Annotated in this window: 18 protein-coding genes; 6 read left to right on the top strand and 12 right to left on the bottom strand. The window is 56.3% G+C overall.

What is annotated here, in order from left to right; translation table 11 throughout:
* Nucleotides 1–20 precede the first annotated feature (20 nt).
* From CLAC_RS01280 to CLAC_RS01240, 10 genes are all read right to left on the bottom strand, one after another.
* The gene (locus CLAC_RS01280) at nucleotides 21–758 is read right to left on the bottom strand and encodes a succinate dehydrogenase cytochrome b subunit (protein WP_053411370.1); all 738 of its coding nucleotides are present in this window, start codon (nucleotides 756–758) and stop codon (nucleotides 21–23) included.
* Nucleotides 759–1,081: 323 nt separating this feature from the next.
* Nucleotides 1,082–3,607: a glycoside hydrolase family 65 protein gene (locus tag CLAC_RS01275; RefSeq protein WP_082312973.1), complete on the bottom strand. Its 2,526-nt coding sequence runs from the start codon at nucleotides 3,605–3,607 to the stop codon at nucleotides 1,082–1,084.
* 72 nt (nucleotides 3,608–3,679) lie between these two features.
* Nucleotides 3,680–4,432, bottom strand: coding sequence for an HAD family hydrolase (locus CLAC_RS01270; RefSeq protein ID WP_053411369.1), 753 nt, complete (start codon nucleotides 4,430–4,432; stop codon nucleotides 3,680–3,682).
* Between the two features lie 38 nt (nucleotides 4,433–4,470).
* On the bottom strand, nucleotides 4,471–4,623 hold the full coding sequence (locus tag CLAC_RS12560) for a hypothetical protein (RefSeq protein ID WP_156324731.1): 153 nt from the start codon (nucleotides 4,621–4,623) through the stop codon (nucleotides 4,471–4,473).
* Between the two features lie 213 nt (nucleotides 4,624–4,836).
* On the bottom strand, nucleotides 4,837–6,027 hold the full coding sequence (locus CLAC_RS01265; protein WP_053411368.1) for an IS1249 family transposase: 1,191 nt from the start codon (nucleotides 6,025–6,027) through the stop codon (nucleotides 4,837–4,839).
* 325 nt (nucleotides 6,028–6,352) lie between these two features.
* A complete protein-coding gene (locus tag CLAC_RS01260; protein ID WP_053411367.1) occupies nucleotides 6,353–8,569 on the bottom strand; it encodes a malate synthase G in 2,217 nt (738 codons plus the stop codon).
* A 58-nt stretch (nucleotides 8,570–8,627) separates the two neighbouring features.
* Nucleotides 8,628–9,770, bottom strand: a complete 1,143-nt coding sequence (locus CLAC_RS01255; RefSeq protein ID WP_053411366.1) for an acyl-CoA dehydrogenase family protein — start codon at nucleotides 9,768–9,770, stop codon at nucleotides 8,628–8,630.
* A gap of 1 nt (nucleotide 9,771) precedes the next feature.
* Entirely contained in the window at nucleotides 9,772–10,230 is a 459-nt protein-coding gene (locus CLAC_RS01250; protein WP_053411365.1) for a PaaI family thioesterase, read from the bottom strand.
* 2 nt (nucleotides 10,231–10,232) lie between these two features.
* A complete protein-coding gene (locus CLAC_RS01245; RefSeq protein WP_053411364.1) occupies nucleotides 10,233–11,372 on the bottom strand; it encodes an FAD-dependent oxidoreductase in 1,140 nt (379 codons plus the stop codon).
* A complete protein-coding gene (locus tag CLAC_RS01240) occupies nucleotides 11,372–12,553 on the bottom strand; it encodes an MFS transporter (protein ID WP_053411363.1) in 1,182 nt (393 codons plus the stop codon). Before CLAC_RS01240 ends, CLAC_RS01245 begins: the two co-directional genes overlap by 1 nt.
* Nucleotides 12,554–12,608: 55 nt before the next feature.
* Between CLAC_RS01240 and CLAC_RS12195 the strand changes: the two genes are divergently transcribed.
* Complete coding sequence (locus CLAC_RS12195; protein WP_082312967.1) at nucleotides 12,609–13,256, top strand: CGNR zinc finger domain-containing protein; 648 nt, start codon at nucleotides 12,609–12,611, stop codon at nucleotides 13,254–13,256.
* Nucleotides 13,257–13,363: 107 nt separating this feature from the next.
* On the opposite strand, the gene CLAC_RS01235 is transcribed toward CLAC_RS12195, so the two are convergent.
* Nucleotides 13,364–15,574 carry a malate synthase G gene (locus CLAC_RS01235; RefSeq protein ID WP_053411362.1) on the bottom strand — a complete coding sequence of 737 codons (2,211 nt, stop codon included), beginning with the start codon at nucleotides 15,572–15,574 and terminating at the stop codon, nucleotides 13,364–13,366.
* Nucleotides 15,575–16,537: 963 nt separating this feature from the next.
* Between CLAC_RS01235 and aceA the strand changes: the two genes are divergently transcribed.
* From aceA to ramB, 5 genes are all read left to right on the top strand, one after another.
* Entirely contained in the window at nucleotides 16,538–17,833 is a 1,296-nt protein-coding gene (gene aceA, locus CLAC_RS01230) for an isocitrate lyase (RefSeq protein ID WP_053411361.1), read from the top strand.
* Between the two features lie 466 nt (nucleotides 17,834–18,299).
* Nucleotides 18,300–19,091: a hypothetical protein gene (locus CLAC_RS01225; RefSeq protein WP_156324730.1), complete on the top strand. Its 792-nt coding sequence runs from the start codon at nucleotides 18,300–18,302 to the stop codon at nucleotides 19,089–19,091.
* Nucleotides 19,092–19,154: 63 nt separating this feature from the next.
* Nucleotides 19,155–20,006: a hypothetical protein gene (locus CLAC_RS01220; protein ID WP_156324729.1), complete on the top strand. Its 852-nt coding sequence runs from the start codon at nucleotides 19,155–19,157 to the stop codon at nucleotides 20,004–20,006.
* Between the two features lie 36 nt (nucleotides 20,007–20,042).
* The gene (locus CLAC_RS01215; RefSeq protein WP_053411358.1) at nucleotides 20,043–21,281 is read left to right on the top strand and encodes an Ig-like domain-containing protein; all 1,239 of its coding nucleotides are present in this window, start codon (nucleotides 20,043–20,045) and stop codon (nucleotides 21,279–21,281) included.
* A gap of 159 nt (nucleotides 21,282–21,440) precedes the next feature.
* Nucleotides 21,441–22,865 (top strand): acetate metabolism transcriptional regulator RamB, encoded by a 1,425-nt coding sequence (gene ramB, locus CLAC_RS01210; protein WP_053411357.1) that lies wholly within the window; start codon nucleotides 21,441–21,443, stop codon nucleotides 22,863–22,865.
* A 50-nt stretch (nucleotides 22,866–22,915) separates the two neighbouring features.
* Here ramB and CLAC_RS13110 read toward each other — a convergent pair whose 3' ends face one another.
* Nucleotides 22,916–23,134: a DUF6767 domain-containing protein gene (locus CLAC_RS13110; protein WP_082313470.1), complete on the bottom strand. Its 219-nt coding sequence runs from the start codon at nucleotides 23,132–23,134 to the stop codon at nucleotides 22,916–22,918.
* Nucleotides 23,135–23,136 lie beyond the last annotated feature (2 nt).

The raw sequence follows: 23,136 nt of genomic DNA, 5'->3' as shown, positions 1-23,136 counted from the left end.
TGTAAATATTCCTCCTCGACCTACAACGCGACCAGCACGTATACGGGGATGATGATGTTGCCGACAACAACCAGCAGCGGCAGCAGGCCGGACAGGAACAGCAGAACCTTGCGCCAGCGCTTGCCGGTGATACCCAGGTCAGAAGTAGCGGTCCACAGGCCATGAGACAGGTGCATCAGCAGAGCGAGCTGCGCGATGATGTACCAAACAACGACGCCCGGACGGGAGAAGGAAGCGACAACGTTGCCGTAGGCCTCGCCGTGCTCGAAAGCTTCCGGAGCTACCGGAGCGACGCCGAGGGTCAGGTCAAGCAGGTGGAAAATGATGAAGGCCAGCAGCACAACGCCGGTGACAATCATCGTGCGCGCGGTAAAGGTGTTCCAGCTGGACACCATGCCCTGGCGACGGAACTTACCGCGGGACTGCTTTGCACGACCAAACAGGGCGAATGCGCCGTAGATGTGCAGGACAACAGCGACCAGCAGGACAATACGGAAAATCCACAGGACACCCTCATCCGGGATAGCCGGAGCACCTACGGTACGCAGGAAGGTCGCGTACGCGTTGAAGTGCTCTGCCCCCGTGAAAATCTTCAGGTTGCCCAGCATGTGGACGATAACAAAGAGCCCAAAGAGGACGCCCGTTACAGCCATAGTCAGCTTCAGGGCCCACGATGGGAATTTAGGCTGCTCACGCAGCGGCTCTACATTAATTTTGCCGTGCGCGATCGCGTCACGGTTAGAACTAGTAACAGTCATGGCACCTCCAGTGTCATATTCACTCTAAAGTCACTCAGCCACAGGTAAACATTTTTCCCCCATTTGGGTGGGGATTTTCACAGCTTAACCAGGCATTTTCTCTAAATTTTCTCAGGTTATGCCTCAGGCCGCGACATCACATGTGTCGCCTGTTACAACATCTCCCCCGTCGAAATATGCCCTCTACCCCCGGTTTTCACTATCGCCAGACATCTATTTGCACCAAATAACGCAACACAAATAGCACGAAAATGCGCGACCGCCTACTTTTCTTAAGTAAGACAGCCGCGTATCGATTTTTCACACCAGAATCAGGGGCCCCTCTAAGCCTCGCCAGCAACAACAGTCATTGGCTCTGGGCCGACAATCACTTCGTGCCCGGCCACCATAATCGGACCGACCTGGTGCGACCCCTCCTCCAGAACAACCTCGACCGCACGACGACGCACCGTCACGCGAATCCTGCAACCGTGAATGGTGATCCGGTACGTCAGGCCTTCCCAGCCATCAGGAAGCTTCGGGTCAATACTGAACTGGCCGCCGTGATCGCGGAAGCCTCCGAAACCATAGACCAGCGACTGCCATACTCCGCCCGCCGACGCAACGTGCACGCCATCGGCCGCATTGCCGTGAAGATTAGCCAGGTCAACGTAGAGGCCGCGCACGAAGAAGTCCATTGCCTGCTCGGCATACCCCAGCTCCGCCGCCATAATCGACTGGACGACCGCGGACAGGGAGGAATCGCCCGTCGTGAGCGGGTCGTAGTACTTGTAGTCGGCCCGCTTCTGCTCCGTCGTAAAGCGATTGCCCATGAGAAACAGGGCGAGCACCACATCGGCCTGCTTGATGATCTGGTGCCGGTAAATGGTCAGCGGGTGGTAGTGCAGCAGCAGGGGGCGCTTCGGGCCGGTCTCGGGATCGTCCAGGTTCCACCGCTTGCGCAGCAGGAACTGGTCGTCCTGCGGGTGAATGCCGAGCTTCTCGTCGAATGGGATGTACATGGCCTCGGCGGCCTCTTCCCACTCCCCAACCTCCGCGTCGGTCAGCTCGTAGCGGTGCTGAAGTTTCCTCCACGCCGCAGGCCGGTCCCTCTGAATCTGCTTTACGACGTCCGCCGCCGCGCCCAGGTTATACTGCGCCATCACGTTGGTGTACAGGTTGTTGTTCACGACCGTGTTGTACTCATCGGGGCCGGTGACGCTGTGAATCTGGAACTCGGTGCGCTCTCCGTTGAAAAACCCGAGCGACATCCAGAACCGGGCCGTCGACACCAGCAGGTCGGCGCCCTCGTGGAGCAGGAACTCCTGGTCGCCGCTGGCGTAGACGTACTTCATCATGGCGTACACAATGTCCGCATCGATGTGATACTGGGCAGTACCCGCCGCATAGTACGCCGAGGACTCCTGGCCATTAATGGTGCGCCACGGGAAAAGGGCACCGTCGTGGGCCAGCTCGTCGGCACGCGACCAGGCCGCCTCCAGCATGTCCCAGCGGAAGCGCATAGCGTTGCGAGCAAATTGTGGAGACGTATAAGTAAGGAAAGGCGTCACATAAATCTCGGTGTCCCAGAAGTAGTGGCCACCGTAGCCGGTGCCGGTCATACCCTTCGCCGGGACACCCTGAAACTCCGCGCGCGCCGAGGCCTGGATGACCTGCCAGAGGTTCCAGCGCACCGCCTGCTGGAGAGCCGGCTGGTTGTGAATGACGACGTCGGAGCGCTCCCAGAATCGCTCGAGCCACTCCTGCTGATTCTCCATCAACCCGAGCACCCCGATGCGGCCGACGCGATTCAGGGTGCGCTCGCAGCGGAAGGCCAGCTCCTCGCCGCGAACCTTGCGGGACGAGTGGTAGGCGACCAACTTCTCCAAGCGAATGACCGATCCCTGCGGGGCGTCCAGGTGGAACAGCACGCTGGCGGCGTCCGGATCCGTGGTCTGCGAGGTCTCGACATAGGGCTCGGTGCCGTCCGGGGTGGTCACGGTGAAGGTGTGATCCATGGCCGCCGAGACAGTCATGCCCGAGTGTGCGCAGCGATACGCCAACGTACTGCGGTGCCGCTCCGGAGTGCTCGACTGGAACGCCGGGATCAGGACGCGCTCCTCCAGGGCCTCCGCGCGGCGCGGATCCAGGTCAGCGCCCTGAGCGTTGGCCGCGTCGTGGTACTCGTCCTCGCCGTCCTGTCGGTTCAGAATCTGGGAGTTAATCATCACTGCGGCGTCGGCGTCGAGCAGCTCCACCTCGATGCTCATTGCCGCGACATGCTTTTCCTGGAAGGACACCATCCGCTCCGAGGTCACGCGGATCTTCTTGCCGGACGGCGTGCGCCAGATAAACCGGCGACGCAGCACGCCCTCGCGGAAGTCAAGGCTGCGCTCGTAGTCATAGACCTCGGCGTTGCCCAGGCGCAGCGGCTCGTCGTCGATGTAGAGGCGCATCGCCTTCGCATCCGGCGCGTTGACAATCGTCTGCCCCTCGCGCGCCAGACCGTACGCGTCCTCGGCGTGCTTGATCGCCCAGGTCTCGTGCAGACCGTTGATGTAGGTGCCGTGCTCAGAGGAATCGCGACCCTCCGGCGGGTTTCCGCGCATGCCGATATACCCGTTGGACAGCGCAAACAGCGTCTCCGCCAGGCCCAGCGGCAGCCCCTCCGGCTTCGCCTCAATCAGCCGCCACTCATCCACAGGAGTGACGTCACGGTCCATCAACCCCTCCGCATCGAGCAGGTGGTGATGCTTGTCCGCCCGGTCCGCGGGGAAGTTCCGACGCGCTTTACGACGGATTGGTGACACCCAGACCTTGTCCTCTTCAGCAGCGGGGCCGGTCGCCTTGTCAGTGGCGTTGTCTGTCATCGCACCTTCCAATGTCCGATTCGATTGGGTGAATATTTCGAGGGGCTTTAGGTGTATAAGCCGGGGCCGCTATTACAGCAGTTCCGCGAGGTCTTCGACAACAACATCGGCGCCAGCACGCAGCAGCGCCTCCCGGCCAGCACCGCGATCCACACCGATAACCAAGCCAAATGCCCCCGCGGCTCCCGCCTGGACGCCACTAATGGCGTCCTCGACGACAACTGCGTCACGTGGCTCCACCCCGAGCTGCTCAGCCGCAAACACGAAAGTATCCGGAGCCGGCTTGCCGGGCAGGTCATTGTCGTGGGCCACGACGCCGTCGACGATTTCTACGAAACGGTCCCGCAGGCCCGCCGCCTCCAGCACGGGGACTGCATTTTTCGACGAGCTCACCACCGCCAGCTGCGGCCGACGGGGATAGGTCTCGGTATCCCCGGAAGCCAGGCTTTCCAGCAGCTTCACTGAGCCCGGGTACGCATCAATGCCTTGCTCGACGCGCGCCAAAAAGTCCGCATTCTTGCGTTTTCCGAGGCCGACGATAGTTTCGTCGTCAGGCGAATCGGACTGGGAGCCATGCGGAATGCTAAGGTGGCGTGATTCCAAAATGGCGGCGATTCCCTCGTCGCGACGTCGGCCGTCGAGGTAGTTGAAGTAATCGTCTTCGGTGTACTCGGAGACGCCCTTTTCCGCGAAATAGGCGCGGAACATGTCTGCCCAGGCGAGCTTATGAATATCGGCAGTCGGAGTAATCACACCGTCAAGGTCAAAGAGCACGGCACCCGCGCGGCGGATAAAGCCCTTTACGTTGTCGAGATCGTCTGTCATTGTTATGGCTCCTTGTCGAGAACTCGGCGAAGCGGACACTAGCGCAGGTGCGTCAGCGCGGGGACGCAAACGCAGGTGTCACTGCCAACCACGCTAGCAACTCTCGCTGAGGCCACGCCTACAAAGGTAAGCGCCAATGAACGAATCTTCCTCTTGTCGGCAATCGCATACGGGTGGCTCTGAATGCGCATTCCATCAAGGCTTCAGGGAGACCAGGACGGTTTTACTTCGCGTCTATTCGCTCCTGGTAGCCGGGAAGCCTTGATACCTCCGCTTTACGACGCGCTTTACGACGCCCACTCCCCACAGCACGGGCGTCTACTAATACGGGCACAGGAGCGCTACAAAATAGGGTTAATAGACAAAAAGTGTGTCCGCTCGGCGTGTCGCTGGGTGGGCCCTTTTTATTGCATCGGTCCTTTCCGGATTCCTATGTTGTGTTGGTATTCGGTTGGGATAGCGTTGTCCAAGAAGGCTGGTCGTCCTGTTTCTTGGTCGGCTGTGTTGTGGTCTTCTGGGACAAGATCGGATACTTTGGCGAGTTGATCTTGTCCGTAATTGCACTGCCTGGCGATTGTGAGTGGGTCGTCAGGCAGTTGCGTTTTCGAGTGCAGGTACCACTCGAGCATTTTGCGTTGACGTTCCCCGGATCTGCCGCGGTGGGCATCAGCGATGCGTTTGAGCCCGGCGTTGATGCCGCCTTCCAGACTGTTTGTTGTTGATGCCCAGCGCTTTGGTTCGAGTGCTTCTGGTGGGGGTTGGAGGTAGGTAAACAGCCAGTTGTTGCGTGATAGGTGTAGCAGTGAGTGGTATACCTTACGGACTCGCAGGTGGGTCCATTCCCACTGTTTACCCAGTGTGCGATGTTGTTTTGGCAGGGGTGTTTTTTCGTTGAGGAACCGTTTGTAGACCACTCCGAAATCGTGCAGGCGTAGTGTCCAGTCGCGTGCCTGGTCCAAGGTGGTGATCTTGGTCAGTTTCAAAGCCAGGGCGTAGATGGCTTTGCCGGCGTCGGTGCGTGGTCGTGATGTGGTGTAGCGGCGGATGACGCGTTGGGCATGTACAAGGCAGCGTTGAATCCGTGTGTTGGGCCAGCAGGCTTTGATTGCTGAGTAGGCGCCTTGGCCGCCGTCGAGGACGACGCATAACGGTTCGGCGATACCATGCAGTAGTTGTGTGTAAGCGTGGGCTGACTCGCGTTTGGCCCACTGCCAGGCGATGACGTGGTCACGGCTTGCGGCGACAAGCAGGCATCCGGCGTCGGTGTAGGTGCCGTCGATGAAGATTTGGTCGTAGATGCGGTGGGGGTCTGGGGTATTGGGCACATCGATAAGCCACAACGAGGTGAACCGGCGGTCGAGCGTGCGCCGGGAGACGTTCAAATTGTCGGCCACGTCGGTTAAAGAAGCAGTGCCGGTGACGTAGGCGTGAAACGCTTTGAAATCCAGGGTGTGGGTCTGATCGGGGCGGTGGCGTGTGGTGGAGGTTCCACAGTCAGGGTTTTTACACCGCCACCTGGTTTTCCCTTTGGTTGTGGTGCCGTTTTTCTTCATTTGCCCAGCGCATACGGGGCATCGGGGTCTGTTTCGTGTCATCTGGAAAGCACACCAACGTGTGGCTAGCACATGCGGGTGCCATTCCGGTGGATTGAATGAAAAATGGGCTTATATAAGGGATGAGACCTTATATAAGCCCGTTTTATGGGTTTTGACCAGCAGGTATCTGGGAATCCGGACACACTTTTTGTCTATTACCCCACAAAATATACGGCCGACCACAATAGAAAGAAGCGGCGCCACCAGCTTCCCAATGAAAAAGGAAACCAATGAAACCGCTCCTTAAAAGAAGCACGCTGCCACGAGTTAACTAGCTAGCACCGTCGAGAGCGACCAGCCAGCAACCGAAGAATTAGTCCAGATTCTAGTCCTGATCAATACCCTCTCGCTTCTTAAACTCCAAGCGACGACGATGCAAAATCGGCTCCGTGTAACCAGCCGGCTGGTTCACGCCATCAAGGATGAGCTCCTTCGCAGCCTGGAAACCGATGGAGTTGTCGAAGTCCGGAGCCATCGGCAGGTAGGCATCGTCGCCTGCGTTCTGGCGGTCGACGACCTCAGCCATGCGCTGCAGCGAATCGATAATCTGCTCCTCGGTGACAACACCGTGCAGCAACCAGTTGGCCAGCGTCTGCGAGGAAATACGCAGTGTAGCGCGGTCCTCCATCAGATCGACATCGTTGATGTCCGGCACCTTCGAGCAACCGACGCCCTGCTCGACCCAGCGGATCACGTAGCCCAGGATGGACTGACAGTTGTTGTCCAGCTCGTTGGCCTTGTCCTCATCAGACCAGTCCGCGCCCGGGTCACCGGCCTTTGCGGCCGCAACCGGGATGGTCAGCAGGTCACCGAAGGTGTCGCGGCGGCCGTCGGCAAGCAACTTGTCCTGAACCCCAAAAACATCAACCTCGTGGTAGTGAGTCGCGTGCAACACACCACCGGTCGGGGACGGAACCCACGCGGTGGAAGCACCCTGCTTCGGCTGACCAATCTTCTGCTCCAGCAGCTCGGCCATCTGCTCAGTCATCGCCCACATACCCTTACCAATCTGAGCCTTGCCCTGTAGACCATGAGCCAGACCAGCGTCAACGTTGTTGTCCTCGTAAGCCAGCATCCACGGGGCGGTCTTCTGAACAGCCTTGCGGAACATCGGGCCAGCGTGGATGGAGGTGTGGATCTCATCACCAGTGCGATCCATAAAACCGGTGTTAATGAACACAACACGCTCGGATACTTCCTTAATAGCCGCATCCAAGTTCAACGTGGTCCGACGCTCCTCATCCATCAGACCAACCTTGAGAGTATTGCGCTCGAGCCCCAGCAAATCCTCAACATCAGCGAAAAGCTCATTAGTAAAAGCAGCCTCCTCCGGACCATGCTGCTTCGGCTTCACAATGTAGATGGAACCGGTGCGGGAGTTACAAAACTCGCTATCAATAGCGAGACCCGGAATCGCGCATGCAGTAGAAATAACCGCATCCATAATGCCCTCGAAGATCTCCTCGCCATCGCGATCCAGGATCGCCGGGTTCTGCATCAGGTGGCCGACGTTACGAATCAAATTTAACGAACGCCCATGCAAGCGCACACTTTCACCCTTGACGGAGGCATAAACACGATCCGGATTAAGTACACGGCTTACCTGTTTACCGTTTCGCTCGAAGTCCACCTTCAGATTGCCAATATTCAAGCCGAGCCAATTACGATACGCCAGGGTCTTGTCTGCGGCGTCGACAGCTGCGACGGAGTCCTCCAGATCCATGATGTTAGTAACAGCAGCTTCCAGGACGATGTCCTTCACACCAGCCTTGTCGGTAGAGCCGACTGGGGACTCTGGGTCAATCAGCAGCTGAATGTGCAGGCCATTGTGCTTGAAGTAAATCGACTCCGGCTTCGCAACGTCACCGGTGTAGCCAACCAGGGTCTCCGGCTCACGCAGACCAGAGGTTGCGCCACCCTCAAGGGTTGCCTGCAGCGCACCGTCAACAATGTCATAAGAGGTGACGTCAGCGTGGGAGCCGTCGACCAAAGGCAGAGCCTTATCCAGGAAGTTACGGCCCCATGCGATAACGCGGTCACCGCGGACCTTGTTATAACCCGGGGTGTCCTTCTCTGCGCCGCCGTCCTCTGGGATGGCGTTGGTGCCGTAGAGGGCGTCGTACAGCGAGCCCCAACGAGCATTCGCCGCGTTGATTGCATATCGAGCATTCAATAGTGGAACGACGAGCTGCGGGCCAGCGGTGGAAGTGATTTCGTAGTCAACGTTGGCGGTGGTGACCTGGTACTCACCCGGGTCCTCAACCAGGTAGCCGATCTCCTTCAGGAAAGCGACGTAAGCATCCTGATCCTGCTTGCCCGGGTGCTCCTTGTACCAAGCGTCGAGCTTTTCCTGCAGCTCATCACGCTTGGCCAACAGCTCGCGGTTGCGCGGGGTGTACTTAGCAACAATGTCACCGAAGCCACTCCAGAACTCGGACTGAGCCGCTGCGGATGACTTGCCAATCGCCGGCAAGAGCTCGTCATTGACAAAGGCAAGCAACCGAGGTGCCACCCGCAGGATTCCGACGTTTTCATATTTCATAATAGGACTCCTCTAATTTCTAATTCGATAGAGTTGGATTATTTTTCTCATCGGTGGTTCAGTAGCTGCGGGGCAAACCCAGCACCTGGTTCGAGACATAATTAAGAATCATCTCCTCGCTTACTGGAGCGGTACGGAATAGGCGGGCTGGCCAGTACAATTCTGAAACCTCATAGTCTTTGGTGAATCCATTACCGCCATGGGCTTGAAGTGCTTTATCGACCGCGCTTACTGCAGCCCGAGCCGCCGCAAATTTTGCATAGTTTGCCAACTCGCCCGTGTTGTCACCGGAATCGAAGGCAACGGCCGCTTGGTAGGTCATATTTTTCGCAAGCTCAAGCTCTATTTTTGATTCGGCAAGCGGATGCGAGACGGCTTGGTGTGTGGCGATGGGCGAACCCCACACCTTGCGATTGCGGGCGTAGTCAGTACCCAAATCTAGTGCCCGCAATCCGATTCCTACACAGAAAGATGCCATCAAAATACGTTCAGGATTCAATCCCGCGAAGAGCGCTTTTAGACCGCTATTCGATTCCCCTATTACGTCAGTTTTCTTGACCAAAACATCATCGAAGTGAAGCAGCCACTGCGAATCTGCACTAAAAACCTCGGTGGCAATGCGATTCTTGTTCACGCCTGCAGCATCAGTGGGAACGATGCAACAGAGTAGTTTGTCCTCGCCACCATCAAAAGCAGCTTTGGCAACTACCAACACGTAATCTGCTTCATCTACACCAGAAATAAAACATTTACTCCCGTTGAGGCGATAGCTATCGCTATCTCCTTCCGATAAGACCGTCTTAATACGATGAGTGTTGCTTCCTGCGTCTGCCTCCGTAATTGCAAAGGCAAATTTCAACTTCCCTGAAGCAATGCCAGGCAAGTAGGCTTCTTGCTGCGATGCTGAGCCTCCTTTTAGCAGGATGGAACCAACAATTCCCGGAGACATCACTAGCAAGACTGGCAGATGACCATGTCTCGCTAAATTCTCGGCCACAAAACTCAGACCGACCATGCCCTGTCCGCTGCCACCGAAACGCTCCGGCGTCCCCAATCCCACCAAGCCAGATGCTGAGAGATCATCCCAGAGCTCCTCAGCTGGTTGGTGATTCAAGATTTTTTTATGTCGATAGTCACGGCCATATTGTGCGACGATCCGATTAACTAAATTACCAACAAAGTCCCTAAGTTCTTCGTGCATCTCATCCCCTTTGACGCGACGGAATATTCTGCCCGCGCAACGTTCCGACGCAAATTGTCGCTCCGGTCTCAATCTGCTTAATCTCTATCCGCCAAACCTGACTACGCTTACCCTGGTGAATTGGCTCCCCGATAGCCTCCAAAACACCGTCAGAAGTGCTCTTAAGGAAATCGGTTGTATTAGTGGTTCCGACGAAAATATCTTCACTGCCACGGTCGATAAGCCACGCGTATCCTCCAGCCGAACCGACTGCTTCTACAATTGAAGCCATCACGCCTCCATGGACGATTCCCGCTGGCTGATGAAGAGTGCCATCTACCGATACCGTCGCGTGAACGCGAGCCGAACGTACTTCTAGGTATGTAAGGTTTAGCTTCTTATCGAAGCCACTTGTCATGCTCTTGGACAACAAAGAACTGAGCTTTTCGCGTGCCCGCATTTCAGCAATCTCAATTTTCATCTCTATGCACTTCCTGTCTGGACAGCGGAAACTTTTTTCAAAAGCGCCGTAATCTCAAGGTTTTTGATGTCTCGATTTCCATCGAAATCTGATTTGAAAATATGCCCAGCCTTCCGAGACAATTGCTGTATAAGTGCCACGGAGTGCTTCCGAGATTGTTCATATTCTTGAAGAGCCTCAGCCAATGTACCTTGATCGTCGGCTACCTTGCCCAGAGAATTCGACAACTCATAGCAATCGACTAGCGCCTGATTAGCACCCTGGCCTAAGTACGGAACCATTGCATGTGCGGCATCACCAACCAACACCACTCGCTTCCGATTCCAGTTTTGGAGTTTTTCGATGTCGGCCAAATTCCAACTAAAACAACTATCCGCTCGCGCTAAAAGGCTCGTCAATGAGGGATCCCAACCTCGAAACTCATTCCGCAACCAGTCAGGTTTTACGGGGCGCGACCATGAACCGTCGATTTGAGGTAGTCCGTCGGTATAACATGCAATGTTAAGAAACTCGCCCCCTCTAACCGGATAAGTTAGGACTACCTTTCCTTGCCCCATCCACGCTCTGAAATTGTGAAATAGTAGGTCATCGCGACTTCTTGGGACCAACGTTCGAATGGCAATACCGTGACTTTGGTTGAGTTTAGCTTCAGGGCTCACAAACTTTCGCGCAACGCTTCGGATTCCATCTGCGCCTATTATTAGGTCAAAACTACTTGAGGTTCCATCTTCAAATTGAATAATCGCCGCAGACTCGTCCGAATTGATATTGGTAGCCCTCATCGAGGTTTTAACTACATCACCATGCGAAAGGTCTTTAAGCAGGGCCTCGTGAATATCGCCACGATGTATCGAATACGATTTCGCACCGGAACTTAACGATTCCATTATGTCAACTGCGAGAAGATTCCCTTCAGCATCCATCATCTGAGATTGATTTACCAAAGCAGCAGTTGCAAGAACTGATTCAGTGTCTACAGTCCCCTCGAGAACCTTAAAGCCACTAGGTTGAATTGTGAATCCGGCGCCAACCGGCTCAAGCCGCGAAGCCTTTTCGTAGATTTGAACTTCGATGCCTTTTTGATGCAATTGATTGGCTAACGCCAGACCTGCTATTCCTGCTCCAACAATTCCAACTCTCATCAGGCTTCCTTTTCAGCAGGATTCAAATACTTCTGTCTAGCAAAAACCGAACCTACAAGCACCATGACTATGACCCCCATTGCCATGTAAAAACCGGATTTCTCCAACCCTTCCGAGTCAATTAGGAATCCCCCAGCGAGTGGCACGATGCTTGCACTGGCGTAAACCCCTAAACTCAACACGGCTGTGCTACCTGGAATCTGCGCCGGATTAACATGCTGGTGGATCAAACCGAAACTCCCCAAGTTACTAATTCCCTGGCCTGCGCCCATCAATACAGCACTAAATACGAGAAGTACTAGGTTGTGAGTATTAACTGCACCAATAAAGACGACCATCGCTAGAATTATCAGTACAAGTGACATACGAATATGAGTCATGCTTGTAAATCGACGAACCACCGTCTGCGCAATAGGGCTCATCACATACATGCCACCAGCCATCAAACCTGCACCCAAGGGCCCTGCTGTCCCCCCGAGACCAGCAACAAGTGTCGGCGCTAGTGCCAGAATAATTGCCGCTGCTGTCATACCAGGACCGAAAGCACCAAGGCCCGCTTTAATGGTCCGACCCGCTCGAGTGTCTAGCCCCTTAAAAGGCAACCAAGATTTCACGGGTCCCGTCGGGGATTCTTCTTCGGTCAGAATGACGAGTGCCGATAGCGCCAACAGCACGGCCATAAGCACGAAGACTATTTTCGTAGGCCACGGCAACAGCTCAGCTAAGAAACCAGCAAATAAAGGACCTCCAGCAAGACCAACCGCAATCCCCAAAGTCGCCACAAAAGTGGCTTCTTTAGCACGGTCTTTTCCCGCAACCGCCTGCACCGCACTAGGACCTAGAACCAGAATGAGCCCGGAACACAACCCCGTAAGAATACGGGCGATAAGAAGCATCCCAACATTTGCGCCAACTATGTAAAAAGCGCAGGACGCGATCCCTACCCCACAAGCAATCAGTTGTGTTTTCTTTCTGCCCCATAGCTTCCCGAGACTCGGAGCGAGCAAAAATGCCGGGGCGAGACCACCTAGATAAAACACGAAAATCACGGTTAACACACCTGATGAGAAGCCAATCTCATTCCTCAGTAGCTCCATGAGCGGAGTGACAAGATTTGGCAGCATGAAGGCAGTAACCAACGGAAGCGCATATATCCCCAGCGGGTACTGATGGTCTCTCATAAGCAAATATACTAACCCCCTCAGGGGGTTCCTTCAAGAGTGTAAAATCAATTTCATGAAAATATCTTCAAGACAACCAGCTGAATCGCTGAACTTTGTGTTCTACGGAGAACGCCCCTGCCTGGATTTCGCTAACACTCTTAGACGACGTAAAGACCCCCTCCACCCGACGGTGGATTTATTAGATTCAACAGCGAATCTGACAAACTGGATTAGCGCCAGTCGCACCAGGGCTTCATGGGCTAAGAGCTTGCCGGATTTTCAGAAGGTAGCAGCCGAAATACCCATCTCTTCGATACAAGAGCTCCGAGAAGCAATAATCCTTCTTGCCGAGCACCGATTGAATGATGCCGATTGTATAAGCCCCAAGAGTCTTGAATCCGCAATAAATACACTTAATAGATGGAGCAAACTGACTCCTCAACACTTTTTGTCAATCGACGATTGCTTTGAAGGCTTTCTACTTCGCCCAACCCTTACGCCTGAACAAGTACTGGGGTTTGTTGCCCAAGATGCAGCCATGTTCTTCGGCAGCAAAGATGTCAAACGCCTCAAGAAATGTTCCCATGAACGCTGCGGAATCCTCTTTGAAGATCGCTCAAACGGAATGAAGAGACAATGGTGCTCGATGAAAGAGTGCGGAAACCGCATGAAAGCTCGTCGGCATACGCAAAAAGAAGCGGCCCCACCAGCTTCCCAATGAAAAAGGAAACCAATGAAACCGCTCCTTAAAAGAAGCACGCTGCCACGAGTTAACTAGCTAGCACCGTCGAGAGCGACCAGCCAGCAACCGAAGAATTAGTCCAGATTCTAGTCCTGATCAATACCCTCTCGCTTCTTAAACTCCAAGCGACGACGATGCAAAATCGGCTCCGTGTAACCAGCCGGCTGGTTCACGCCATCAAGGATGAGCTCCTTCGCAGCCTGGAAACCGATGGAGTTGTCGAAGTCCGGAGCCATCGGCAGGTAGGCATCGTCGCCTGCGTTCTGGCGGTCGACGACCTCAGCCATGCGCTGCAGCGAATCGATAATCTGCTCCTCGGTGACAACACCGTGCAGCAACCAGTTGGCCAGCGTCTGCGAGGAAATACGCAGTGTAGCGCGGTCCTCCATCAGATCGACATCGTTGATGTCCGGCACCTTCGAGCAACCGACGCCCTGCTCGACCCAGCGGATCACGTAGCCCAGGATGGACTGACAGTTGTTGTCCAGCTCGTTGGCCTTGTCCTCATCAGACCAGTCCGCGCCCGGGTCACCGGCCTTTGCGGCCGCAACCGGGATGGTCAGCAGGTCACCGAAGGTGTCGCGGCGGCCGTCGGCAAGCAACTTGTCCTGAACCCCAAAAACATCAACCTCGTGGTAGTGAGTCGCGTGCAACACACCACCGGTCGGGGACGGAACCCACGCGGTGGAAGCACCCTGCTTCGGCTGACCAATCTTCTGCTCCAGCAGCTCGGCCATCTGCTCAGTCATCGCCCACATACCCTTACCAATCTGAGCCTTGCCCTGTAGACCATGAGCCAGACCAGCGTCAACGTTGTTGTCCTCGTAAGCCAGCATCCACGGGGCGGTCTTCTGAACAGCCTTGCGGAACATCGGGCCAGCGTGGATGGAGGTGTGGATCTCATCACCAGTGCGATCCATAAAACCGGTGTTAATGAACACAACACGCTCGGAGACGGACTTGATGGCGGCGTCCAGGTTGACAGAGGTGCGACGCTCCTCATCCATCAGACCAACCTTCATGGTGTTGCGCTCGAGCCCCAGCAAATCCTCAACATCAGCGAAGAGCTCGTTGGTGAACGCAGCCTCTTCCGGGCCGTGCTGCTTCGGCTTCACAATATAGATGGAACCGGTACGGGAATTCTTGCGGGCGTTGGACTGGTCCAGGCCCGGGATCGCACAGACGGCGGTGATGACGGAGTCCATGATGCCCTCGAAGATTTCCTCGCCATCGCGGTCGAGAATAGCCGGGTTCTGCATCAGGTGGCCGACGTTGCGGACCAGGTTCAGGGAACGGCCGTGGAGGGTGACCTCGGAGCCGTCGAGCGCGGTGTAGGTGCGGTCGTCGTTGATCTCGCGGGTCAGGGTCTTGCCCTTGCGCTCGAACTCGACCTTCAGGTCGCCGACGTTCAGGCCCAGCCAGTTGGTGTAGCCGAGGGTCTTGTCGGCGGCATCGACAGCTGCGACGGAGTCCTCCAAATCCATGATGTTGGTGACCGCGGCTTCCAGGACGATATCCTTGACACCAGCCTTGTCGGTCTTACCAATCGGGGACTCGGCATCGATCAGCAGCTGGATGTGCAGACCATTGTGCTTGAAGTAAATCGACTCCGGGGCAGCCTTGTCGCCGGTGTAGCCCACCAGCGTCTCCGGCTCGCGCAGACCAGTGGTCGCGCCACCCTCGAGGGTCACCTGCAGGTGGCCGTCGACGATGTCGTAGGAGGTGACGTCAGCGTGGGAGCCGTCAACCAGCGGCAGAGCCTTGTCCAGGAAGTTACGGCCCCATGCGATAACGCGGTCACCGCGGACCTTGTTGTAGCCCGGGGTGTCCTTCTCTGCGCCGCCGTCTTCTGGGATGGCGTTGGTGCCGTAGAGGGCGTCGTACAGCGAGCCCCAACGAGCGTTCGCAGCGTTGATAGCGAAGCGGGCGTTGAGCACAGGCACGACCAGCTGCGGACCGGCGGTGGAAGTAATCTCGTAATCGACGTTGGCGGTGGTGACCTGGTACTCACCCGGGTCCTCAACCAGGTAGCCGATCTCCTTCAGGAAAGCGACGTAAGCATCCTGGTCCTGCTTGCCCGGGTGCTCCTTGTACCAAGCGTCGAGCTTTTCCTGCAGCTCATCGCGCTTGGCCAACAGCTCCCGGTTGCGCGGGGTGTACTTGGCGACGATGTCACCGAAGCCGTTCCAGAATGCTTCCTTGTCCTCGATGCCTGCAGCCGGGAGCGCGGTCTCGTTAACGAAGTCGTACAGAACCTTCGCGACCTGCAGTCCGCCTGCGGTAATGCGCTGTGCCATTGCTCTCCTCAATATTATTGGTTGCAATTTGCTCACCCCGACCGCCGCGAGTCGGCACCGTAGTTGGCGCTCCGGGAGCGGATTGCCGGGGTGCGATGCCCTCACTGTATGTGATTGGGCTTACTTTTGAACCCGCTTTCGCAGTTTCTCCACTCCCCTCCCTCTCATCAGTCGCCTCGCAACCCCGCTTGCCGACGACACCTCCGTCTCCTTCCCTCACCCCCGCTCGGGTAGGCGGGGGAGGCTTCGGGTATGGGATTGCACGCGAACCCAACAGATGGGAGACCTCGTTACTCGGGCGCGAGTTCGCAAGGCGAGGCTCGACCACGGCTCTGAGTCCCAATCCCCGGGTTAGCCCCCCTGTGACCTGCACCTCATCGCGATACAAGGCAAGACACGGGACACGCTCGACGGCCAATTGACCCCCTCAAGCCAAGGAAATACTTAGCGGATTTGCGGAGTAATGAGGGCACTCACCACACCTACCGGGGCGTACTTCCAGCTTAATTTTGGGGGGTGATGTAACACCCCCCAGCACAGGAACGACGTTAGCCAAAGTTCGCGCGGTTTGAAGTTTTTCCACACACCCCATACCGGGGGTAACAACATTAGCGACGGCAAAACACGAGAAAAACAGTACAAACGTACTTCCCGGTCAGGCCGGAAATTAACAGAGTCCATGCTACACATCACATTCTTTGCAAACTTCACAGGTGTTACCTCGATTACATACTGGAATTCACAGCGGGAGGCGCTTGACGAACCATGATTCATAGCCCAGAATGTGAAGCATGACACGCGGAAGCGGACATTGAACGGTTCGCGACTTTGTGTGAACGGGGTTTTACCTCACGTTTAATACCCCTGCCCCACCGGTCCCGCGGTCTTAACGGGTCAGGCTGTTGATTCACTCTCGGCCAGTTCCCGCTCAAGAAAAAGCAAGCAGAAGGAAGTGACACCTTTATGTCTAACGTTGGTAAGGCACGTACCGCCGCCGAAATCCAGAAGGATTGGGACGAGAACCCGCGCTGGGAAGGCATCACCCGCGACTACACCGCTGAGCAGGTTGCTGAGCTCCAGGGCACCGTCGTCGAGGAGAACACCCTCGCTCGCCGTGGCGCTGAAATCCTCTGGGAGGGCGTCAACGTTAAGGATGACTCCTACATCAACGCTCTGGGCGCACTGACCGGCAACATGGCCGTTCAGCAGGCCCGCGCTGGCCTGAAGGCTGTCTACCTCTCCGGTTGGCAGGTCGCTGGTGACGCAAACCTCTCCGGCCACACCTACCCGGACCAGTCCCTGTACCCGGCAAACTCCGTGCCGAACGTTGTGCAGCGCATCAACAACGCTCTGCTGCGCGCCGACGAGATTGCTCGCATCGAGGGCGACAACTCCGTCGACAACTGGCTGCTCCCGATTGTCGCTGACGGTGAGGCCGGCTTCGGTGGCGCTCTGAACGTCTACGAGCTGCAGAAGGCCATGATTAAGGCCGGCGCCGCTGGTACTCACTGGGAGGACCAGCTCGCTTCCGAGAAGAAGTGTGGCCACCTGGGCGGCAAGGTCCTGATTCCGACCCAGCAGCACATCCGCACCCTGACCTCTGCTCGCCTGGCTGCTGACGTCGCCAACACCCCGACCGTTATCATCGCCCGCACTGACGCCGAGGCCGCTACCCTCATCACTTCCGACGTCGACGATCGCGACAAGCCGTTCATCACCGGCGACCGCACCTCCGAGGGCTTCTACCACGTCAAGAACGGCCTCGAGCCCTGCATCGCCCGTGCAAAGTCCTACGCTCCGTACGCCGACATGATCTGGATGGAGACCGGTACTCCGGACCTCGAGCTGGCTAAGAAGTTCGCTGAGGGCGTCAAGGAGGAGTTCCCGGACCAGCTCCTGGCCTACAACTGCTCCCCGTCCTTCAACTGGTCCGCTCACCTCGAGAAGGACGAGATTGCCAAGTTCCAGAACGAGCTGGGCAAGATGGGCTTCAAGTTCCAGTTCATCACCCTGGCTGGCTTCCACGCCCTGAACTACGGCATGTTCGACCTGGCTTACGGCTACGCTCGCGAGCAGATGACCGCATTCGTCGACCTGCAGAACCGCGAGTTCGAGGCTGCCAAGGAGCGCGGCTTCACCGCTGTCAAGCACCAGCGTGAGGTTGGCGCCGGCTACTTCGACAAGATTGCCACCACCGTCGACCCGAACTCCTCCACCACCGCTCTGAAGGGCTCCACCGAGGAAGGCCAGTTCCACTAAGAGATGCCCCCTCCGGGCCTTTCAAAAACGTCCAGCGAGATTGCGAAAGCAGTCTTCGCTGGGCGTTTTTCTTATTCCAGACTTGAACTCGCCAATCTTGAACGGCAACTGCACGATTCCCATGGTTAACACCTCAGAATGAGCTAGTTGACGGCTGTAGATTCAGCGAAATGTGCCACATATTTCAGATAAAAAAATAGACAACTTAATATAAATGTCTTTTTATTGCAGCAATTCACGCTACCCCCAAAATTCACACCAACACCAATCGCCCCCTTTTGTAACACTGGTAACATTTATTATGTTCTGCTTGGGATTTCCTTAGCCACCATGCAGAAATGCTCCTAAATCCCTGGCGGAATACCTAAAGCTCCCCCAGGAGGAAGCCCGACCAAACTCCTTTACATGGGGAAAGCACCAGCTACAACGAAAGACATCCTCTATGAATCTGAGACAATTCCCCCGATTGCTCCGCACCACCAATAAGGCTTCCAGAAAGATTGCCATAACAATTGCTACCGCCTCCGCCATCACCTTGGGCTGTACAACATTTGCAGCGGCTCAAGATCAGGCCAGCTTGCTCCCTGGCGCTTCTTCCAGCGGAAGTGTCGTTGTAACAGATAGCCCTCGAGTCAGCGTTTCCGTAGGAGAAAATACCGGTGGCGATACCGTCGAGGTGACTATTAAGAACAATTACGACAGCACTTTCTCGTGCTACGCACCGGGAGTATCGACGGACGAGAAAAAGCCCACAAAGCTACCCAACACTGTCACCGAAGCCGCCATTGTAGCCAAGGCTGTCGACTACTACCGCACCTGGCCAAACGTCCCCTCTGACGGAATCAATGTTCCAATTCTGGGCGTCATTCCAACCAACGGATTGCTCGAGTTCGTCCCCAACGGCCTTCTTGGCTCCGCTCTCGGCAAGCAAATAGCCACCCGTGCAGAGCTTTTCCGGTCCTGGGAACAGGCCAAATTGGCTGGACATAACGGTCAGATTGAGGTTTTTGACCTTAAACCCTTTGCCACTGAGGCCAAGACGGTGACACTAAACGCGCCCGGAAATGGTGAGCGCAAGGACTTCGAGGCGGCCGCCTTGATTTACTGCACCGATAACAATGAGCCTCACAAGCAGCAGTACGTGTTTGCCGGCTATGAATCCGGCAAAGCGCCCTCAGTAGGCGGCTTTGGAGGTTCACTAGGTTCTCCCAGCCTGCCTTCTCCGGGACTTCCTTCCCCCGGACTAAGGGCTAACTAACCGCCGCTCTCGGCTGCGCTCCCTCATTCTTGTCACGCTAAATTTCTAAAGGATTCGGTTTTCATGTCCCCCTTAATCCCCAAGGCAGTAAAAACATCTCTGCCAGTAGCTGGTCTGATGGTGTCCGCTTCTTTGCTTGCGGCAACGCCCGCACTCGCACAACCTTATGGCAACGTCATACCTGGCGCAGATCAGACTTCGATCGTGGTCCACACCGACACAAATCTCATGACAGTCACCGTCAATCCCGCTGACGCTGCAGCAACCGAAATCAAGGGAACGGTGAAAAACAACTCAGACAATAAGACTTTCACTTGCGCCGGTCCTCGCGGCAATGGAGCCACCGCTGGAGACGTGACCACGGCAAAGTTGGTAGCTCAGTCTGAAGATTACTATCGCAAAAACACCTTCCGTGAACTACCGAAGGTACCTATCCAGTTCGGAAATATTCCGATCGTTGGTCCAATCAAACTCGGTGAACTCGACCTGGGAAGCCTAGGCCCGCTCCTTCAGGGGCTTGGCGGACTACTGGGAGACCCAAATGCGGACCGAAACAAAATCGCCAAAGACTACTCGAATGAGCGAGTCAAGGGCCACGCCGGGCTGATTGATAAGTTCACGGTCAAACCAGGTGAATCCGCCGATTTCTCCGCGTACCTTAACAACCCCAGCTCTGGGCCTCGCACCGATTTCGATGCCGCGGCATTCATCATGTGCACCGATGAAACCAAAGCCGCATATGCCTTCACTGGTTACGAGGAGGGAACTCGTAAACCAGGCGATGCTTTCTTCGGTTCCCCGGGGCTCCCCTCACTCAACAGCCCGGGACTTCAAAGCCCGAGCTTGCCCAAGCCCAAAAACCCGACGCCTACCGCAGCCGAGCCATCCTCCCCACCTGCTCCAGTGACCGAGTAGAGCCCACACTTCTGCATGACAGGAAAGTACTCGCTTATGAAAAATCAAAGGATTTCTCGAACCTCGTTGGTTCTGGCAAGCGGCCTGACGCTAGCCGTGCTGCTGGCTCCTGCCGCAGCTGCTGATAGCGCTTCAGCCTCGCACAAGGATGGAAGTTCCACCTTCACTCGAACCGTTAGTGCCACATCAGTCAAGCCTGGCTCCGAAATCACCTACACCCAGAAGTTTGAAGACACTGGCACTCAGAAGATTTATGAGTGGAAAAACAACGTCGACAGTTGTCTCGAATACGTTGCTGACTCCGCGACTGTTCAAAAAGGATCCGAAGGGGCAGCGCCGCTTCCTACTGACAAGGTACAACACTCCGATGGAGTGACTCACATAACTTCCAATGATTCCGAAGGCTTTTGGACCTACAAGAAGGATCAGCCCTACACCTTTAGCCTTAAATACAAGGTCACGGAGGGGTGCTCCACTGATAAGCCCCTTGAATCGGGGTTCTGGTACAAGTGGAGTGCGTCTACGTGGTTTTCTACCCGTGAATACAAGCCTGCTCTATTCAAAGGTGGCCCATCCGTAACCGTTGTCGACTCCGGCAAGGTACATACCTCGCTTGCGCTCACCGACATTCCCGAAAGCGCTATCGTCAACGAACCCATTATCCTTAACGCAAAGCTCTCAATCGTCGAGGCTGACGGCAACGAGAAGACGTCGTTAAGCGAGCGCACGGTTAAGTTCATTGCTACAGGAACTAACAAAGAATTGTGCGTTGCGAAAAGCTCTGCAGATGGCAGCGCAGCCTGCGAATGGAAGCCGGAAACGACAGGACAAGTTAGCGTCATAGCAAAGTTCGACGGCTCCGACAACGTGCTTGGCAGCAGCTCTGAGGCCAAGACCATCAATGTCACGGTTGCCCCTCCGAAGACTCCCACCGAGCTGAAGGCTGAGCCCGCCAATGCAAACGGCCGGAACCAAACGACCATCAGCGGCAAGGCTGAACCGGGTACGTACATTGAAGCGATTGGGCCGGGCGGCACCCGCTGTGTGGCGGTAACCGACGAGCAGGGCAACTTCTCCTGCAATCTCGGCTACCTACCGGCAGTTCCTGGCACCATTTCGGTAACCGCCTCCCGCGACAATGTGAGGTCGGATATGGCGGAGGTAGCAGTTAACAGCTCTACCAGCATCTTCGATTCCTTCAACTCCCCCGGGCTTCCAGGTTGGAAATTCCCGGAGTCCCCGAGCCTTCCCTCCCCCGCTGTATCACCTCGATAGGGCAAATACCCCCCGCTTAGGCCCGCAAGATTCTGACCTCTGCCCCTGCCGCCTCCTATTCCGAGAGCTCAACATCGTCGATTAATAGGAGGTGGGCAGGGGCGTTTTTGTGCTGCCTGCCGCCCCGCCTGCCCTCCCTAACAACTAAACTTGTTTTCTATGTCGAAGACCTATGTGGGCTCCCGGTTGCGCCAACTGCGTCGCGAACGCGACCTCAGCCAGGCCGCCCTCGCTCAAGCGCTCGGTCTATCCGCCAGCTACGTCAACCAGATTGAGCATGATGTCCGTCCGCTGACCGTCCCCGTGCTTCTTCGGATTACCGACACTTTTGGCGTGGACGCTACATTCTTCTCACGCGACGATGACTCCCGACTGCTGGCCGAAGTCCAGGACGTGGTGATGGACAAGGAAATCACCAAGACCCCCATGGACCTCCAGGAAATTTCTGAGATGGTCCGCAATCACCCAGATATCGCACGCATCATGGTCGATATCCACAGGCGCTACCGCAATGTCACTGACAAGCTCTCGCTCGCCACGGAAGGACGAAACTTCGCAGATGAGTCCGCGTCATCGTCCGTAGCACAAGCACTCACGATGCCACACGAAGAGGTCCGCGACTACTTTTACGCTCGCCAAAACTACATCGACTCCGTCGATACCGCCGCAGAAGACTTAGCCCGAAAACTTAACATCGCCGAGGAGTCCACCGACGTTGTAGCTGTTCTCTCCGATAGGCTTCGCGACGCCCACGGCGTCCGCATTAGCCTGGACTCAAATCTGGGGGACACACAGCACAACCTAGACCCACGAACGAAGACTCTGTACCTCGCCCGTCACCTCTCCCCTGGTCAGCGGGCATTCCGCATGGCCACCGAGCTTGGGTTCCTCGAGCAGGGGGACACCATTGCCGAGGCCGTCGGCTCTGGCCATTTCATGTCCGAAGAATCTCGCAAGCTGGCACAGCGGGGTGTGGCCACCTACTATGCTGCGGCCCTCATCCTTCCCTACGAGGCCTTCCACACCATGGCGGAGTCGAAGCGCCACGACATCGAGCTGCTTTCGCAACGCTATGGAGTTGGCTACGAAACAATCTGCCATCGACTGTCCACCATGCAGCGCCCCAGCCTGCGCGGCATTCCTTGGACCTTCGTTCGCGTCGATCGCGCCGGAAACATGTCCAAGCGTCAATCAGCGACCGGTTTCCACTTCACCCACTCAGGCGGTACCTGCCCTCTGTGGAACGTCTACGAAACCTTCTCCTACCCAGGCAAAGTGATGCGCCAGCTGGCACTCATGCCCGACGGCCGCCCTTATATGTGGATTTCCCGCACCGTTGAGCATCACGCCGCCCGTTTCGGCCAGCCCGGCAAAGTCTTCGCCATTGGCCTCGGCTGCGAGGCCCGCCACGCTGAGCGGACCGTCTACGCTGACGGCCTCGACCTCGGCGATCTCGACGCCGCCACCCCCATCGGCGCTGGCTGCCGCGTATGCACACGCGAGGCATGCCCACAGCGCGCTTTTCCACCCATCCACCGCGATATCGACGTCAACCTGCACAAATCCACCGTTTCGCCGTACTAGGCGGAACGCGGTTGGCATCGGCAGGCGTTAAAAAAGAACTTTCCAGCTGTTTATGGCTGCTTGAAACTCCTCTTTTGGCGCATACGACGGTTCATTTCAAGCATACGTTCATGAAGGTCGGGATCGTCCATGACCAAGTCCACTAGCTGGCAGTCATCGGGGCCCCGCGTACCCGGCTGACACGCGGTGCACGGCTCCCCAAAACGAATCGGGCACTTGGGCTGCGGCACCCTTCGCGGTTTGCGGGTTCCACTGGAATCATCGGACATGG

The sequence above is a fragment of the Corynebacterium lactis RW2-5 genome, from assembly GCF_001274895.1.
GTDB classification, from domain to species: domain Bacteria; phylum Actinomycetota; class Actinomycetes; order Mycobacteriales; family Mycobacteriaceae; genus Corynebacterium; species Corynebacterium lactis.
Note: the sequence above shows the minus strand (reverse complement) of the source record. Positions and strands in the feature narration are given on the sequence as shown.

Coding starts and splice junctions, on each gene's coding strand:
- CLAC_RS01280 (WP_053411370.1), bottom strand. CDS start 758: ATGACTGTTACTAGTTCTAACCGTGACGCGATCGCGCACGGCAAAATT.
- CLAC_RS01275 (WP_082312973.1), bottom strand. CDS start 3,607: ATGACAGACAACGCCACTGACAAGGCGACCGGCCCCGCTGCTGAAGAG.
- CLAC_RS01270 (WP_053411369.1), bottom strand. CDS start 4,432: ATGACAGACGATCTCGACAACGTAAAGGGCTTTATCCGCCGCGCGGGT.
- CLAC_RS12560 (WP_156324731.1), bottom strand. CDS start 4,623: ATGCGCATTCAGAGCCACCCGTATGCGATTGCCGACAAGAGGAAGATT.
- CLAC_RS01265 (WP_053411368.1), bottom strand. CDS start 6,027: ATGACACGAAACAGACCCCGATGCCCCGTATGCGCTGGGCAAATGAAG.
- CLAC_RS01260 (WP_053411367.1), bottom strand. CDS start 8,569: ATGAAATATGAAAACGTCGGAATCCTGCGGGTGGCACCTCGGTTGCTT.
- CLAC_RS01255 (WP_053411366.1), bottom strand. CDS start 9,770: ATGCACGAAGAACTTAGGGACTTTGTTGGTAATTTAGTTAATCGGATC.
- CLAC_RS01250 (WP_053411365.1), bottom strand. CDS start 10,230: ATGAAAATTGAGATTGCTGAAATGCGGGCACGCGAAAAGCTCAGTTCT.
- CLAC_RS01245 (WP_053411364.1), bottom strand. CDS start 11,372: ATGAGAGTTGGAATTGTTGGAGCAGGAATAGCAGGTCTGGCGTTAGCC.
- CLAC_RS01240 (WP_053411363.1), bottom strand. CDS start 12,553: ATGAGAGACCATCAGTACCCGCTGGGGATATATGCGCTTCCGTTGGTT.
- CLAC_RS12195 (WP_082312967.1), top strand. CDS start 12,609: ATGAAAATATCTTCAAGACAACCAGCTGAATCGCTGAACTTTGTGTTC.
- CLAC_RS01235 (WP_053411362.1), bottom strand. CDS start 15,574: ATGGCACAGCGCATTACCGCAGGCGGACTGCAGGTCGCGAAGGTTCTG.
- aceA (WP_053411361.1), top strand. CDS start 16,538: ATGTCTAACGTTGGTAAGGCACGTACCGCCGCCGAAATCCAGAAGGAT.
- CLAC_RS01220 (WP_156324729.1), top strand. CDS start 19,155: ATGTCCCCCTTAATCCCCAAGGCAGTAAAAACATCTCTGCCAGTAGCT.
- CLAC_RS01215 (WP_053411358.1), top strand. CDS start 20,043: ATGAAAAATCAAAGGATTTCTCGAACCTCGTTGGTTCTGGCAAGCGGC.
- ramB (WP_053411357.1), top strand. CDS start 21,441: ATGTCGAAGACCTATGTGGGCTCCCGGTTGCGCCAACTGCGTCGCGAA.
- CLAC_RS13110 (WP_082313470.1), bottom strand. CDS start 23,134: ATGTCCGATGATTCCAGTGGAACCCGCAAACCGCGAAGGGTGCCGCAG.